We start from the raw sequence: 16,968 nt of genomic DNA, 5'->3' as shown, positions 1-16,968 counted from the left end.
GCTTATGAATGCTATATTTTACCATGACATTGCTTGTACTTAAGGCCTGAACCACAAGGACATGGGGCGTTACGACTGATATTCATACCAGCGTATGGGTCTGCCTCATTGGCATTATTACCACTACCCACAATAGCACCTGCGACCGCACTACCAGCAAGATTACGATTTTGCGCGGCGGCTTTTTCAGCTCCGCTATCCATATTATCAATATCACTATGCTCGAACTGCATTTGCATATGAGCAGCATTCTCACGCTGCTGTATTTCCAGCGCTTCTAGCTCTTCTTTAGTCGGAATATGGACACGTGATAAATCTTGAACGGTCTCAGATTTAATTGCGCCAAGCATCATTTGGAACAGCTCAAATGATTCACGCTTATATTCTTGCTCAGGGTTTTTCTGTGCATAACCACGCAGATGAATGCCTTTACGCAGCTGATCCATTTGGGTCAAATGTTCTTTCCAGTGCTTGTCTAAACTTTGCAGCATAAAGTGACGCTCAAGCTGGGCAGCATCTTTTTCGCCCATCTGCTCACGGCGGCTATGATAGCGATCGATAGCCGTTTGGATGATTTTGGCACGTAAGCCTTCTTCATCTAAGCGACGATCTTCATCGAGCCAATCATTGATCGGCATCGCAATCTTAAATTCATTTTCAAGCTCGTCTTCTAAGCCATCAATATTCCATTGGTCATCGATAGAACCTGGCGGAATAAACTGGTTAATCATGGCGTTATAAACTTCTTCGTGCATAATCTCAATGGCTTCAAGCAAGTCCATCTCTGCTAGCAAGTCATCACGCTGACCATAGATCACTTTACGCTGCTCATTGGCGACGTCATCATATTTCAACAGATTTTTACGCGCATCAAAATCGCGGCTTTCTACTTTACCTTGGGCATTTTCAATCGATTTTGAGACCATCTTATGCTCAATGGCTTCATCTTCTTTAAGACCCATGGCACGCATCATATTTACAACGCGGTCACCAGCAAAGATACGCATCAAGTCATCTTCGAGCGATAAAAAGAAACGCGACATCCCAGGATCGCCTTGACGACCGGCACGACCACGTAATTGGTTATCGATACGACGTGATTCATGGCGCTCAGAACCAATGATATGCAAACCGCCAGCCGCAACCACTTGGTCATGTTTGACTTGCCATTCTGCTTTTAGGCGTGCCATTTCTTCAGGACTGACCGAATCGATATCTTCAATAAACGACTGCCAGTTACCACCAAGGATAATATCGGTACCACGACCTGCCATGTTGGTCGCGATCGTCACAGCCTTTGGACTACCCGCCTGCGCGATGATTTCGGCTTCACGTTCGTGTTGTTTGGCGTTGAGAACGTTATGCTTGACGCCTTCTTGATCGAGCAAGTAAGACAACTCTTCACTGGCTTCAATCGTCGCCGTACCAACCAATACTGGGGCACCTTTTGCTTGAATCTCTTTGATTTCGCGAATGATACCTTTGTATTTGCCTAGCTTGGTTAAGAAAATCTGGTCATCCATATCGATACGAGCAATCGGCTCGTGCGTTGGAATCACGATGACATCTAAGTCATAAGTTGATTTAAATTCTGCTGCTTCGGTATCAGCGGTACCTGTCATGCCTGATAATTTTTCATACAAACGGAAGTAGTTCTGGAACGTCGTGGTCGCAAGCGTTTGGTTTTCTGCTTGAATTTCGACGTTTTCTTTGGCTTCTACCGCTTGATGCAGACCTTCTGACCAACGGCGACCCGGCATGGTACGACCCGTGTTTTCATCAACGATAACCACTTCACCATCATCGACGATATAGTGGACGTTTTTAACAAATACATGATGGGCGCGAATGGCAGCTTGTACGTGAGCCAATAATGGCAAACGGCTTGGGCTGTATAAACTTTCATTTTCACCCAACTCACCGACTTCGATTAAGAAGCGCTCAATTTTTTCATAACCTTTTTCACTGATTTCGATTTGACGATTTTTTTCATCAATCCAGAAATCTTCTTCTTCGTTATTCTTATTGGCCTCTTCGTCTTTTGAGCGAATCAGCACCGGGATAATGGTATTAATCAGCGCGTACATACGTGAAGAATCTTCAGCTTGACCTGAGATAATTAGCGGCGTACGAGCCTCATCGATTAAGATAGAGTCAATTTCATCGATAATACAGAAGTTTAATGGACGCTGCTTTTTCTCTTTTAAACTAAAGACCATGTTATCGCGCAGATAATCAAAGCCGTATTCGTTATTGGTACCGTAAGTGATATCCGCTTGATAAGCGGCGATTTTTTCTTGCGGCGGCTGCTGCGAATAAATGACACCGACGGTCATGCCCAAAAAGCCAAATAATGGACGGTTCAATTCAGCATCACGCGCCGCCAAATAATCGTTGACCGTAACCAGATGCACGCCCTTGCCGCTGATGGCATTGAGGTACATCGCCAAAGTACCCATCAGGGTTTTACCTTCGCCCGTTTTCATCTCAGCGATTTTGCCTTCGTGCAAGGTGATACCACCGATCAGCTGCACATCATAATGACGCATACCATTGACGCGTAATGACGCTTCACGGCAGACGGCAAACGCTTCTGGTAGTAGTGAATCTAAGCTTTCACCTTGTTGGTGTCGTGCTTTAAACTCTTCGGTTTTTTGTTGTAATTGCTCATCAGATAGGGCTTGTACCGCAGCCTCTTGTGCGTTGATTTTGCTGACCACTTTGCGCATGCGCTTTAATTCGCGGTCATTTTTAGTGCCAACCACACTGCCTATAATCTTTGATAACATAATTTTTTGACCTATGGAAATATTCGATAATTAGTGCGCATTAGCCAAAGCTTCGCCCGCTGCCGCCTTGTCATTACAGTCATCACCTGACTAAGTACCTTTTGTTAACAAAGCACCTCTTAACAAAGTACTGATTAATAAGGTACTGCCCAATGAAGTGTCGCCTAATGAAGTATCGCCCAATTAAGTGTGACGTCATTATATATGGTTATGACGCCGATGGATACAAGGGCAGCGAGTAGATATTTGCCGACGTAAAAGCGCGGCAGGACGTGCTAAAATAGTAATTACACTTTCACACTTCTTAGTTTTTCGACTGCTAAATTTGCGCGCTATGATGACCCTTTAATAAAGCTATTTTGGTAAAAATCAACCAGAATCTTGCAAATTAACCACTCATAAGCGAGTGTTTTTCTCATCTATTTTTTTACGCTGATCTGTATATACCGTCGTCCATTTAACGCCAGCTGACTAAAAACCCATTTAAGCATTATAAGAGACTCTGCATGACCGCTAAGCCATCCGCTCAAAACCTTAACGCCGAAAAAACTACTCCGTCGAAGTACGCAATATCAAAACAACAGACCGCGACACCTTTGACCTCCGATCAGTTGATGGTAGGCGATGCCGTTTATCACTTGGCAGATCATACGCCGATGATGGTGCAATATCTAACCATGAAAGCCAACTATCCACAAGCGTTACTGCTGTACCGCATGGGTGATTTTTATGAGTTATTTTTTGATGATGCCAAGCGCGCGGCACAAATATTAGACATCACCTTGACTCGCCGTGGTACGGATAAAGCGGGCAATACCATTGCCATGGCAGGTGTGCCTTTTCATGCGGCCGATAGCTACATGGCAAGGTTGATAGCTGCTGGGCAAACCGTCGTTGTGTGTGAGCAAATTGACGAATCAGCCACTGGCACTGACAACACGAATAACCCGTCCAATGCTCCGACGATGGGCGATAAGCAGAAAAAAGATAAAAGCAAATCTGCTGCTGGCAGTATTATGCGCCGTGAAGTGGTTAAAACGCTGACCGCAGGGACAATTACTGATGATGCTTTAATTGCGCCCAATCATACGCCAACTGTGGTCGCCATTGATATCGAAATACCTAAATCGAACAGCAAACAACCTGTGCACGCTGCCATTAGCCAAATGGATTTAGCTGCTGGAACACTAACGACGCAAACGCTTAGTGCCAGCTATAATAACAGCCCTGATGATATCAAAAATTTGCAAACACAAATGCTGACGGTGTTGGCACGCTTTGCGCCTAGTGAATGTATCATTAGCGAAGCACTTAACGACCGTATCGGCGAAGATTGGACGCTGTGGCTACGTCAACATCTCGACTGTCCGATTATCGAAGTGGCGGAAAATGACTTCCACCGTGAGCATGCCAGCGCAACTCTTTGCCAACAGTTTGACGTGCAGCGCCTTGAGGGACTAGGAATCAATGACGCACTTCTTGCCCAATCTAGCTGTGCGGCGCTCATACATTATGCGCGGCAAACTCAGCAGCGTCATGTGCCACAACTTAATCAGCTGATCATTGAGTACAGTGACGATTATTTAATTATTGATGCCAATAGTCAGCAAAATCTTGAGCTATTTACCCCCGTTAGCAGTAATGGTACGTCATTAATATCTGTCCTCAATCATTGTCAAACACCGATGGGTCGACGCTTACTGGTGCAGCAAATGAAACGCCCATTGCGTCAGCATTCGCGCATTAATATGCGCTTAGATGCGATAGCTAGTTTACTAAAGAACAGTGATCTCTCTGTCAATACTGAATATTCTGCTCAACACCTAGAAAATAGCGTATCCGTTCAAAACATACGCGAAACCTTAAACGCTATCGGTGATATGGAACGTATTAGTAGCCGTATTGGGCTAATGAGTGCTAAGCCGCGTGACCTGCGTAAACTTGCTGAGGGTATTGCTAGTAGCGCCCAGCTTACGACGCTACTGACAAATGCAGGTATTTGCCATAAGCAAGCAGGACTGTTGCCGATGCTAATGCAACAATTGCCTGCGCAGTTACCTGCCATACAGTCCCTCGCTGAGCTGATTGAGCGCGCTATTATTGCCGAGCCGCCTGCTCATATTCGTGATGGCGGCATGCTCGCCGCAGGTTACGATGCTGAGTTTGATCGCCTGACGCATCTGCATGACAATATCCAAGTGACTTTGGATGAGATGGTAGAACGCGCGCGTCAAGAGAGTCAATTACCCAGTCTAAAAGTAGGCTTTAATAAAGTGAGCGGCTTTTATTTTGAATTGCCTAAAATGCAAGCAAAGAATGCACCAGCGCATTTTATCCGGCGGCAAACGCTGAAAAGCAGCGAGCGATTTATCACTGATAAGCTAAAAGAAGTTGAGACAGAATATCTAAGCGCGCAAAGCTTAGCATTGACTCGTGAAAAGCAGCTGTATCACGAACTCTTAACTGAGCTCAGCAACCATTTAGCCGAACTGCAACAACTAAGCGCTGCGGTTGCGCAAATAGATGTGCTCAGTAATTGGGCACAGCTTGCAATTATTTATAACTGGCAGCGTCCAGTCATGAGTAACGACTCAAAAGAAGATAGCGGCTTAAAAAACAGTCACTTAAAAAATGGCTTGAATAATAACAATCAAACCAGTATCGATATCAAAGCAGGTCGTCATGTCGTCGTCGAAGCCGCACTAAACCCTGTTCATACTCACAGCAATACTCCTGCCAAGCATAGCTGCCATTTTGTCGCTAATGATTGTGCATTAGGCAGTGATGAAAACCCTGAAAGACTGTTGATGATTACTGGTCCTAATATGGGTGGTAAATCCACCTATATGCGCCAAACTGCATTGATTGTCCTGCTTGCTCATTGCGGCAGCTTTGTGCCAGCAGCGCGTGCACATATTGGTGATATCGACCGTATCTTTACCCGTATTGGCTCGGCTGATGATTTGGCGGGCGGCAAATCCACCTTTATGGTAGAGATGATTGAGACGGCTAATATTCTCAATCAAGCAACCAATAAATCGCTGGTACTGATGGATGAAGTCGGACGCGGCACAGCGACCACTGACGGTTTAGCCATTGCTCATGCTTGCGTTAATCGATTGGTCGAGATTGGCTGCCTGACATTATTTGCCACCCACTACTTTGAACTGACAAAATTGGCGGAAGACTATAAAGAAAGCAGTGGCAGCAATGACAAACTTATCCGCAACGTCCATGTCGCCGCCAGTGAAATCGATGGTCAGCTGCTCCTACTGCATCAAATCAAAGATGGTGCCGCAAGTTCTAGCTTTGGTCTGCATGTAGCAAAAATGGCAGGGATTCCTACCCAAGTACTGGATGAAGCCAAGCGCTACTTAGCAGATAACTTAAAATTAGACCCTATTAAGGCAGAAAGCGTAAGAACCGTTGATGACAAAAATGAATTAGCTAAGTCGTTAAACGATAAACAGCTGCAAAATCATGAGAGTAAAGTAGAAGGTGTAAGTATCAGTAATACTACTCAAACTCAAAAATCAGGTAATATTCCACAACAAAATCATTTGTTTAGCTTACAAGATGAACTAAATGCAATTAATCCTGATACCTTAACGCCAAAGCAAGCCCATGATTTGCTCTATCATTTGAAGAAAATCATTAGTCATTAAAGGGAATTGTCAATTAGTCGTAAAGGCGTTAAAATGTGCCTTATTTTCCAACTATTCTATGTAGCCCTTATCGTTGATTCACTTTAAAAGAAGATCAAGGCAACCAAGTGCAGATGTATCAATAATACTTCACGCGCGGTGAGCACAGTAACTCTTTTAAAAGGGATGAACTATATCAGCCAATCCAATAACAGGTAGACCTCACTATGACCTTTGTCGTTACAGATAACTGCATTCTTTGCAAATACACCGACTGTGTGGAAGTCTGTCCTGTGGACTGCTTTTATGAAGGCCCGAACTTCCTCGTCATCGATCCTGACGAGTGCATCGACTGCGCACTATGCGAGCCTGAATGCCCTGCCAATGCCATCTTCTCAGAAGATGAGGTGCCAAAAGGGCAAGAGATGTTCACACAGCTAAACGAAGAGCTGGCGCAAAAATGGCCAAACATCACTGAGATGAAAGGTCAATTGCCAGAAGCTGAAAAGTGGGATGGTGTGGAAGGTAAGATTCAGTATTTAGAGAAGTAACTTATAATCAGCAATTTTTAGATACTAAAACCATTTAATGGTAGGATAACGTTGAATGGTTTTTTATTCTTCATAATTTTATCGAATACAATCTATGCCATGATCTTTTTGGCCAATGGATAACATAAGGCTGTCATTACTCCCCAGATCATCCAGCTATACTGTAAAATGCTGTCAGAAGGTATAACACCAATACCGTTTACAAATAAAGCACCTAAAAAGAAAATAAGAGTGCTAATCAGTGCCGCACCGATAATATAATTCATGACTATTCCTAAATATATAAAACCACTTAATAGCAATATGTTGTTAACTGGTTTTATACTGCTATCTATAAGCTTGCATCGTATGTACAAGAACTGGGTAGGTAAATAGATCCAATATTGCTAATACAGCGCCAAGAGCCCTCGTTGTTACGTAGCCAAACTAACTTCCTTCCTACTATAGCTGGAGTAACTTGAGTAGATACAGTGGCGGTAACACGTGTCGTCGCTATAAGAGGACTGCTTATCTGTGCCACACCCATATTGTCAGGTAAAGTAATTCCTACTTGTGAGCCACCGATTATAAGATTCGACGCAGTTGTACGCGGATCACATTCGTCTGTATTTAATCCTATCCTCACCCTTCCTGATTGTAAACACTCTTCCACAGACAAACGCAATTGTCCCAATTCATTGACTAATCTAGTAGCTTGAGTCTTGCCAACATAAATTTGATACTGAGGAATAGCAATCGCCGCTAAGATACCGATAATAGCCACGACAATCATCATCTCAATAATAGTAAAGCCGAGCTGGTTAGATAGGTAACTATTTTTGATCGGTTTCATAATGGTATTACCTAATGAGTAAGATAATATCGATAGTGCACAACGTATGCCATGATTAATTTAGAGATAAAAAAAGCCAAACATTAAGTTTGGCTTTTTTATTGAGATTAACTGGAATTTATTTAAGCCAGCTTCTCTCTCAGAAAACATCTATTAACCGTTACAGCCAGCTGGTTTATACTTATCTTCAACAGCAGTAGTACAAGCCCATGAACCGTCAGTTGTACGTGTCCAAGTGAGTGTATTTTTACTAGCTTTTTTCACATCCGCAGCTGCACCATTATCAAAGGTCGCTATGATAGTTCCGCTACCGTCAGCATTAATCGTGGCTTGTGGCACACCAGTACCAGCTGTGACAGCAGTTGAGCCATCTTGCTTAGCACCACTTAATAAGTTAGAGCCAGTAGCATCTAGTTGACACTCTGTAGCAGCAGCTCCGATTGTAGTTTTACCATTAAGCAAACAGTTATCTACAGCAGTTTTTAAAGAGCCTGCTTCACCCATTACACGGGCTACTTGTGAACGTGCAATATAGTTCTGATACTGAGGAATAGCGATCGCAGCCAAGATACCGATAATAGCAACAACGATCATTAGTTCGATTAAGGTAAAACCTTTTTGAGCAGTGTTCATATGAACTCCTTTAGGGTATATAAAGATAAGTAGCTACTATTGATACAGCTGCATTTTATCTTTAGTAATATAATATGTTTGTTTCTCTTGTAATAGATGTTGCATATAACGTGCCAAAACTAATGGCTATAATGTACATGCGTGCTAAGTACTCGATTATTATTACTATTTTTGCATAACAAATGATGATTCTGATAGTAACTGACAGTTAATGTTACGCTTAAGCTACTGAAAATTGTCAGTTAACCCATTATAGGTAGTAAAAGGTAAGTGTTACTGACAATTTTTGTCAGCTTTATTTACCTTAAACATATTGTTTCTAATCATTCCAGTCATCTGCAGTCCCACAAACGCTGCCGCGACACTTATTATTTTGATAATTAAGACTAAGCGTTCCATCATTAGACATTTGACTGCCCGATTTTGGCGTGGCAATGATGCGCCACTCGGAAGTGAGCGGATTGGGGGTAAAGCTGATGGTATAGAGCGCATTGCCTTGCTTGGGATAATCACCACCCAGTCCCGTCACTAAAGCATTGCTGTAGCTACCTTGGATCAGTTTACGACTTTGAATCTCGGCCGCGACATTATGTAGCTCACTCATCATATCCGTGCGTTTAGACTTTATGACATAGCGCTGATAGTTTGGGTAGGCGATGGCAGCGAGTACGCCTAAGATAGCGACGACAATCATGACTTCAACCAAAGTAAAGCCACGTTGAGAGACGGTTGTCTGCATAGATGATTGCTGAGTGTCTTTATATATCAATACCATTACCAAGTTTCCTCATTCGCACCGCAGTTGGCATCAGCAATAGCTATCGTATTGGTTTTATGCGCACAGCGTATGCCGTTGCTGCTTAGCATGATCGTACTGCCACCCTTTGCAGGTCCTGAAGTATTTGGTATTGCTAGCATTTTCCACGTGCGACCAGTGATAATAGAAAACCCTGTCGATACTAACGACTTACTCGTATCACCGCCATCGACGAGGGTAATCTTATATCGGTAGTTGGACGCATCGCTGCCATTCGGTACATAGATGGTTTTGTTATCTGTCTCTGCATAGGCATAAGTGACTTTATTGCTCGTATCAATTTTCTGCGGCTGAAAGCCTTTATAGCTTAGTGCTTTAGAGCGCCAACTCTCAAGCTGTATCTGTAATTGCTGCATTTTGGCTTGTGTCTCACGCTCAGCGTTCAGCACTGCGTAACGGCGATAGCTTGGGATAGCGATGGCGGCCAGTATCGATATAATGAAGATGACAATCATCAGCTCTATCAGCGTAAAACCGCGAGCACCATTCGCTGTGATCGTATCTCTTATCTTGGTCATGTGTGACGTCCCATAATCTAATCATAAATATGTCGCACTACTCATTCTTTGTAGTGCGACTATATCCATACAGTGTCATTAATGCTGTGCCAGTCTTAGTGAGTGGCGCTACTATTTACGTTCATACCATATACGTGGCTGCATTGTATAGCGCTCATTGAAGATATACTCGCCAGCAGTACCGTCGCCACCGACTTGTGTCGGACGACTTTCCTCACCCGGATATAAATCTTTGATATTACTATCATTTTTAAAGGTGTCTGTGCCATAACCAGCTCGATTGATTTCTAACGCGCGTTCAGTAATAGTCCTATTACCAATGAGTACTTTGAGGTCAGTATTTTCCTCATTATAAGCACCTAATGTCAGCTCTTGAATACCTTGACCTGCAGGTAAATAGCCACCTGTACCTGTTCCTGAGCTGGCTTCCATACAGATGCCATAAGGTAGGCAATATAACTGGCGCTCTGAGCCACCCGATATTTTTGCAGAACAGCTTGAAACCGTGCCATAGAGCTTATCGGGGTTATAAACCGTGGTATACAGTAGATTGTTAATGACCACACTGTCGCCTACGCCTTTATTGTAGCGGACATTATTGTAGCCATCAAAGCGAGTCAACGGATAGTACCAACCTTGCTTAGTACCCTCTACCATTGCTGACTTAGCAGCGATTTTTGCGGCTTCATTTGGAGCACTACCTAGCGCTGTGGCTAGATTGGTTAGCTTACTCTCGGTTAAATCTTTTACAGAAGTGGTAAAGTCATTCTTATAAAGATCTGCGTTAGTCACATCGTTATCAATAATGCCATATACGCGGTTGGCATAAGTGTTATCGCTACGCAACGTCGATAGTGGTGCACTGCGATTGCCTGATATAACGTTTACTAGCGCAAATAACTGGCCATTATTACTGCCAGTGCTTTTGTTACGATAGAAGCTGACTACTGGGCGCTCATAAAAACGATAGGCGGGTTTGCCACTCGGCTTACTATTTAATACGCGCGTGACACGCTTATTTGAGAATTTAGTTACGGCTTCAAAACCAAACTTCTCAGGGCGAGCATTTTCAAAATCTGCACGAAATACTTGCCCACCTAAGTCAGCCACGTATATATGATCCATTAGACCATCGTTGTCTCTATCCAGTACGGCAATCTCGCCCGTAATACTATGAATCATGTCCGCTGTTTTAGTATTTAAACTACCGCCAGTTTCGCCACTGGTCGACCATAATAACTTACCATCACTGGCATCAATCATATAAACGGCATTGCCTTTGGCTGGTGCCTTTGTGGTAGCCATATATTCATCATTTTCGTAAGCGATATCATAACCGCCACCAAATATAAGGACATTGGTGGGTTTGTCGTCCTTTTTCAGGCGAATCTTAGCAGCCGTTGGCTTACTCCAGATTTGACCTAGGCGCGCAAAATCATTATTACCTGTGGCGTTGTTACGCCCTTCTGGAGTCAAAGTAAACATGACTTTTGGGGTTGCTTTATCGGTGATATCAATACCGTAGAATGCTTCACCGCCCATACGTAAGCCACCATAGGCAAACATACCTTTGCCAGACGATGCATCAACCTTCACCCGTTTGGCAGCCAAGTCATAATTATAATCAGTGACCACCAACCAAGGGGCATCTACGCCAAAGTAAGGTTCACCAACTTTGGCTTTGCTTGAGTTATCAACCAATGCCGTTGGCTGATCTTCCAACATTTTCTTAGGAATGATAGCGTAGGTCTCTTCTCCTTTATCGGCATCGACTACATGTAGCGCACCGTCCATAGAGCCAAATAATACGTAATCATCTCGGGTATTGGTAATACGACCGTTATCATCTAAGGTAGCACTATAAGAGATTGCGGCAGGTTTTGAGTGGACAACACCGCCCAACACTTTCACTTCTTTAGTGGGCTTACTAAGCTTTAGTTTTTCAACCTCTGTTTCTTTTCCATTGTCAGTTAATACTACGTCAAATCCTAAAAAGCTGAGTAAACGGCGTTTATTAATCTCTGTATAAGTACCTGTATCTATCAGCTGATCGAACCCTTGCGGTTTACCATTACCATCAACACTAACTTTACGTAAAGTCGGTATCTTACTATCCTTTGAAGTATAGTCTTCCACATAAAGGGTGCGTAAACTACTAAGACCTGAGCTTGGTGATTTTAATTGAGCATAGACACCACCCGCTGTGATATTGTTGTTGGCTACTTTTCCATCTACGGTAAAATTGGTTTTTTGCCATACATCTTGGGTGTTTTCGTCCAAGTTACCAGCAATATCTTTGTACAGTAACTTACTACCATTGCCGAATAAAGTGCCCTGATCTAGCTTATATTTTTTGAGGTTACCTTTCCAAATGCTGTCCGAGGTAGCAACTTCAGGATTTAACATTGGTAAATAAGCATAAGCTAGCTGGTTAGAGGCGCGATATGGGTCGTCAGGGATAGTAATCGTACCTGACGGTGCCGTATTGATAATTTGCACTAAACCTGATGCAAAGTCGACGATACTATTGGCAATATCCTCAGACTCTTCAGTATAGTAAAAACCGCCATCACCAAAGGTTTTGGTATCCGCATCACCTCTACGCTCACCAAGCTTACAAAGATTACGCGTATTGTCATTTGCGCTACCACTATCGCAATCAATAATTTCTTTTGACTCACCGTTAACAATAATTGTCTTTTTCTTTGTTAATCCAGCAAATGTTGAACCAAAACCTACTGTTGCGGTTTTAATAGATAGATTAAGTTTGTTGTTTACAGGATTGCGTAGTAATGCGGCATAGTCTCCCATACATCCCCAAGCCTTAGAGGCACCACCTGTTAACCCACTACAAGTACCAACAGATAAAGGCTTTGTACCCCCTTTTAGGGACAAATTCATTAAATCTTTACCATCAGTATTATTAGGTACACCATCTGTTAATAAGTAAATACCATTACCACTACATTCATTAGTGCTTAATGGTGATATATAATTATCTCCATCTTTAGAGCTACTGATAGAATCTTTAAATCCACTATTATTTCTGGTACTCCAAGAATAAGTAGTAGTACCCATCATGTAAGCGCCAGACTCTGCTAATGCATAAGCACTTGGGGTGCCACCACCTGCTCTCAACCCCTCAACACTCTCAATTAGTTCTGCACGCTGCTCAGGGGTCAGTGCTCGAGTAGGCACTTTAACTCTACCATCACTATCAGTATAACTACCTATACCTACTTCATAATCATCTTCTAATGAACCCGTCTTTTTCAAACTACCATCTGTTCCTGTCTTATAAACTTCATCTGCTAACAACTCGATGAGTGCTATTTGTAAACGAACAAGTCTGGAGTATCGCGTAGGACTACTTTTAGTGCAACCTTTAGGTGTAAAGCTATATTCTTTATAGATATTATCAAGGTCTTTAATTTTTACCAAATTGCCATCATCATCTCTAAACAAATCACCTGTTATCGTACGTTTATACTTGCGTTTATAAATAACAGAGCGAATTTTTTCAGATTTAATTTCACTGACGTTAGATGAGCTACAGCTACTATACTTGCTTCCATAATCCTCATCTATAAAGCTATCCCCCATACTTCCTGATATATCAAGCATCATAAATAGAGTCGCTGTACCTGGTTTGGCAGGTGTATAAATTTCTAAATCACCAATAGGTTTATGGTTGGGGTTAGCCGCCTGTACCATGGTACCTGTCATACCGATGACTACTGCTGCCGATAGCAATTTGATAGGCCATGTGCGTCGACTAAAGCTGTTATTCTGTAATTTTTTCATGGACTGACTCCTTAAATGGATTGAGCTATCGAGCGAATAATCATTAGCAGTCATTCAATTGCCATTTAACAATTATATGCTTACTATTAGGCGTGCTCTAACAACTTTAAACGATTCGATACTGCTATCTATCCTTAACTACAGCAGACTAGGTAGTAGGAAGGGTACAAACAACGCCTTTCCCTTTACCAAAGTCGACACAGTTCTCACGTAATGACAAGTTTTCTACATTGGCTACTTCATATAACACAGTATTGGGCACACCCTCTTCTATCATACAGCCGCCAATAGCATCTTCAGCATCCGTCACTGTTCCTACTCGACTGGTCTTTTTAAAACAGTCTTTGGCAGCATCTGTTTTGCCAGAATAGGCTGGTAGTATCGCAGTACTAGTGATATCGAACATAAACGCTTGGCTTGATATCTCACTGCTGTCCTGTCCAATCGTGTAACTACTAAATGCTTCATTGCTAGCACTTGGCGCTGTCAATGAAACGTTTACTTGAGTCATGCTCGCATTACGATCACTGACATAGTCGGCAGGCGCTGATGGATTGCAGTAACCAATATCATTGCCTAAAATATTACCGCCGTTTTCTGTGTTAATAGTGGTTTTATTAATATCAAAGAAGCGCCCACGTGGACGAAAACAAAATATGTATTCATGTTCAGCGCTATTGGTATCTAGAATAAAGTGTCCAAATGGCCCGCCACGCGATAGCATATCGGTATATACCTCAGCATCACTACTACCGTTGACCCCTTGCTCGATATTTTGATTGGCATTGTCTGCCGATTGCAATAGCAAGGTGTTTATCTGGTCACTAGTTGCTAGGCGCAAATCAGTGGTACTTTGTTTAACCGCGATAGCACCGACCAAGATGATCAACACTAAAAACAATAGCACTACAATTAGTACAGCGCCTTGCTGTGTTGATACAGAGCTTTTAAGGGACTGGTGATGAGGTATATTTGACATGTTGTCCTCTTTTTTTGTGGTGCTACTTGCTACTAGATGTCATACCCGTTACCGACATAACACGAGCGTTACGCAATAAATTTGTTGACTCATAACTGCGGCGATAATATTTAGTCTTCTCGGTTTTCAATGTCTGTGCTGTGCCAAATACGCTAAAGTCAGTTTTGTCTACACTACTGATTAGTGGCGTGCTACTACGAACGATGACACCAATTTTGACTGTCGTGATTGCAGGCTTATCCGTGAGTAAAGGTTTATCTAAATTGAGATAAATGCTTGATGGCAGATACGTTAAATTATTTACATCTGTTAGCGTCCCTAATAGCACCTTAAATTGGTCAATAGCCGGTATCATTACCTCACCATTATCACCCAAATCACTAACAACACCTGCACTACTCAGACGTCCCGCATCACAAGCCAACACTAAGTTTTGTGAACCTGTTACTGCTGTTTTTCCTGCTACTGGGCGCACAAAGTAGCGCTCGATAACCCAATCGCTACTACCGGCAACAATCTCTGCACCCTCACAGTCAAACAAAGCATTTTGCGTAATATTTTTATATTGAATAGTCAGCTGATCGCTAGCAACATTCGTATTTGATATGCCTGTCCAACCGTTGGTACCCTTCGTTCCTGTCTGACCAGCACTGACCGTAAGATAACCAGTATTAGCGTAGCTACTGTCTCCTAAATTATTACCTGTTAAAACAATCCCACCATTTCTTGTGGTGTCGTTAACATTGGTAATAGGGTTTCCTAAATTGGCAATACGAATCTGATCTTCTAGGGTTTGTAATGCAAATATTGTACTGTCTTGAACTTCTGAGGCGCCCTGCTGTACGGTCACGGTACGGGTACTAATGATATAAACCTGTATTACTGCGGCAGATATCAGTAAACCTAAGACTAACGAGATCATCAGCTCAATAAGCGTAAATCCTGAGGCAGAAGAAGGTGAAGTGTGATAAGGATGGCTTCTATTACTGTAAATATACATTAATACGCCTCCGATATTAGGCACTGACTGCCTGTTTTATAAACACCATTAACACCGGCACAGGCTTTAACGTCTGTATCATCTAATAGTGCTTTGGTACCGTTCCATGCAGTGACAATACACATTTGCTGCTGAATAGCTTGTTTGGTCGTCCCTGGACAAGTAACCACGGCAAGCTCTACACCTTCATCTTTTGCTAACTGTTTGACCATCAATGCGTCACGAGTTGCCAATTGGCTGATGTTACATAGTTTATTTGGAATTTTTTTACTATCAGCATTAGTCGTTGTGCCATTTGATAAGCAGTTGTTAGCACCATTACGGCTTATGGTTTTTGTATCAACCTTAATATTGTCAGTTGCAGTGCTGCTGATAACCGCTTGGATAGTAGGTATAGCAAGCGCGGTGTCAGGTGTAACACTGACGAAAGCAGCGCCGCCGCCAGTGACATAAGCCTCAGGATAAGCACGCATAATCTCAGCCAAATTTCGAACGAGTGTCAGTGATTTAGTACGGACAAGACTCTCATCAGTGGCGCTGACCGCTCGCACTTGTAAGGCACTAAAACCTAAGACAGCAATAGACAAGAGTAATACAGCAACTAAAACTTCAACCAGACCTACACCATGCTGTTGACCAAATTTTTTCATGAGCATGTTCCCCCTGACTGAATGGTGATAACCCCGATGGCACTAACTAAAATTTGACGCGGACTAATGCTTTTATTATCATCACAAATCGTAAACGTCATTGCATCTGCCGTTTTATTTGGCTTAAATTCGATATTATTATTATCAGAATTAATAGTACTTTTGGCGTCATAACCGTAATTAGCAAACGTTGAATCGTCATCTTCAAGTTCTATTTTACCTGTATTACTACCGTTATTATCATAAGATAACTCAACTTCCTGTCGCCGAATCACACTCTCTACCTTAGCTTCTTTTAGTGCATTAACGAGCGTCGCAGTCGTTGACTTCACTCTTTGATTAGCCAACTGATTACTGATACTAGGCGCAGCAATACCGACAATAATAGCCAATACTGCAATCGTTACCATCAGTTCAATCAGGGTAAATCCTGAGTTGGTTGTTCGTAGCGTAAGTGGTAGATTATTTGTAGATGCGTTCACATCAAATCCCTATTTATAACGGCAATTTTATAATAACTATTGTTTGTCTAATACCAATACTGGATCAAAAACATTAACAATGAATTCATATTTTCATATCATTTTTGCCCGTCTTTTTATTGTTATTTAATCAGAATACTGCAATTTTTGTTCCATAATATTTGACAAAAGTTTTGCATAGAAATAACAATAGCCATAACAGTTATGCAAGCTATTTAGAAAATATCATTTTACAAGCAATGCTATTGAGTGATAAGCATCATATCTTG

General features: G+C 42.4%; 13 protein-coding genes. 2 read left to right on the top strand and 11 right to left on the bottom strand.

The window, feature by feature from the left end; all coding sequences use genetic code 11:
* Positions 1–11: 11 nt before the first annotated feature.
* Positions 12–2,789, bottom strand: a complete 2,778-nt coding sequence (gene secA, locus AK822_RS01695; protein ID WP_060490352.1) for a preprotein translocase subunit SecA — start codon at positions 2,787–2,789, stop codon at positions 12–14.
* 506 nt (positions 2,790–3,295) lie between these two features.
* Between secA and mutS the strand changes: the two genes are divergently transcribed.
* On the top strand, positions 3,296–6,454 hold the full coding sequence (gene mutS, locus AK822_RS01690; RefSeq protein ID WP_060490351.1) for a DNA mismatch repair protein MutS: 3,159 nt from the start codon (positions 3,296–3,298) through the stop codon (positions 6,452–6,454).
* 206 nt (positions 6,455–6,660) lie between these two features.
* Positions 6,661–6,984: a ferredoxin FdxA gene (gene fdxA, locus AK822_RS01685; RefSeq protein ID WP_055123496.1), complete on the top strand. Its 324-nt coding sequence runs from the start codon at positions 6,661–6,663 to the stop codon at positions 6,982–6,984.
* 92 nt (positions 6,985–7,076) lie between these two features.
* On the opposite strand, the gene AK822_RS14785 is transcribed toward fdxA, so the two are convergent.
* The 10 genes from AK822_RS14785 to AK822_RS01640 form a co-directional block, all read right to left on the bottom strand.
* Entirely contained in the window at positions 7,077–7,250 is a 174-nt protein-coding gene (locus tag AK822_RS14785; protein ID WP_157292343.1) for a hypothetical protein, read from the bottom strand.
* Positions 7,251–7,315: 65 nt separating this feature from the next.
* Positions 7,316–7,816, bottom strand: coding sequence for a pilin (locus AK822_RS01680; RefSeq protein ID WP_060490350.1), 501 nt, complete (start codon positions 7,814–7,816; stop codon positions 7,316–7,318).
* A gap of 153 nt (positions 7,817–7,969) precedes the next feature.
* Positions 7,970–8,449 (bottom strand): pilin, encoded by a 480-nt coding sequence (locus AK822_RS01675; RefSeq protein ID WP_060490349.1) that lies wholly within the window; start codon positions 8,447–8,449, stop codon positions 7,970–7,972.
* A gap of 319 nt (positions 8,450–8,768) precedes the next feature.
* On the bottom strand, positions 8,769–9,224 hold the full coding sequence (locus tag AK822_RS01670; RefSeq protein WP_060490348.1) for a type IV pilin protein: 456 nt from the start codon (positions 9,222–9,224) through the stop codon (positions 8,769–8,771).
* Positions 9,224–9,784 carry a type IV pilin protein gene (locus AK822_RS01665; protein ID WP_060490347.1) on the bottom strand — a complete coding sequence of 187 codons (561 nt, stop codon included), beginning with the start codon at positions 9,782–9,784 and terminating at the stop codon, positions 9,224–9,226. The genes AK822_RS01670 and AK822_RS01665 overlap by 1 nt, the downstream gene beginning before the upstream one ends.
* Before the next feature lie 111 nt (positions 9,785–9,895).
* On the bottom strand, positions 9,896–13,588 hold the full coding sequence (locus AK822_RS01660; protein WP_060490346.1) for a pilus assembly protein: 3,693 nt from the start codon (positions 13,586–13,588) through the stop codon (positions 9,896–9,898).
* Between the two features lie 148 nt (positions 13,589–13,736).
* Positions 13,737–14,567 (bottom strand): PilX N-terminal domain-containing pilus assembly protein, encoded by an 831-nt coding sequence (locus AK822_RS01655; RefSeq protein WP_060490345.1) that lies wholly within the window; start codon positions 14,565–14,567, stop codon positions 13,737–13,739.
* A 22-nt stretch (positions 14,568–14,589) separates the two neighbouring features.
* Positions 14,590–15,567, bottom strand: a complete 978-nt coding sequence (locus AK822_RS01650; protein WP_060490344.1) for a PilW family protein — start codon at positions 15,565–15,567, stop codon at positions 14,590–14,592.
* Entirely contained in the window at positions 15,567–16,217 is a 651-nt protein-coding gene (pilV, locus tag AK822_RS01645) for a type IV pilus modification protein PilV (RefSeq protein ID WP_060490343.1), read from the bottom strand. Before pilV ends, AK822_RS01650 begins: the two co-directional genes overlap by 1 nt.
* Entirely contained in the window at positions 16,214–16,699 is a 486-nt protein-coding gene (locus AK822_RS01640) for a pilus assembly FimT family protein (protein WP_060490342.1), read from the bottom strand. The genes pilV and AK822_RS01640 overlap by 4 nt, the downstream gene beginning before the upstream one ends.
* Positions 16,700–16,968: the final 269 nt, after the last annotated feature.

It is taken from the genome of Psychrobacter sp. P11F6 (genome assembly GCF_001435295.1).
GTDB lineage: Bacteria > Pseudomonadota > Gammaproteobacteria > Pseudomonadales > Moraxellaceae > Psychrobacter.
The sequence above is the reverse complement of the archived record's forward strand: the minus strand, read 5'-3'. Positions and strand labels throughout refer to the sequence as shown.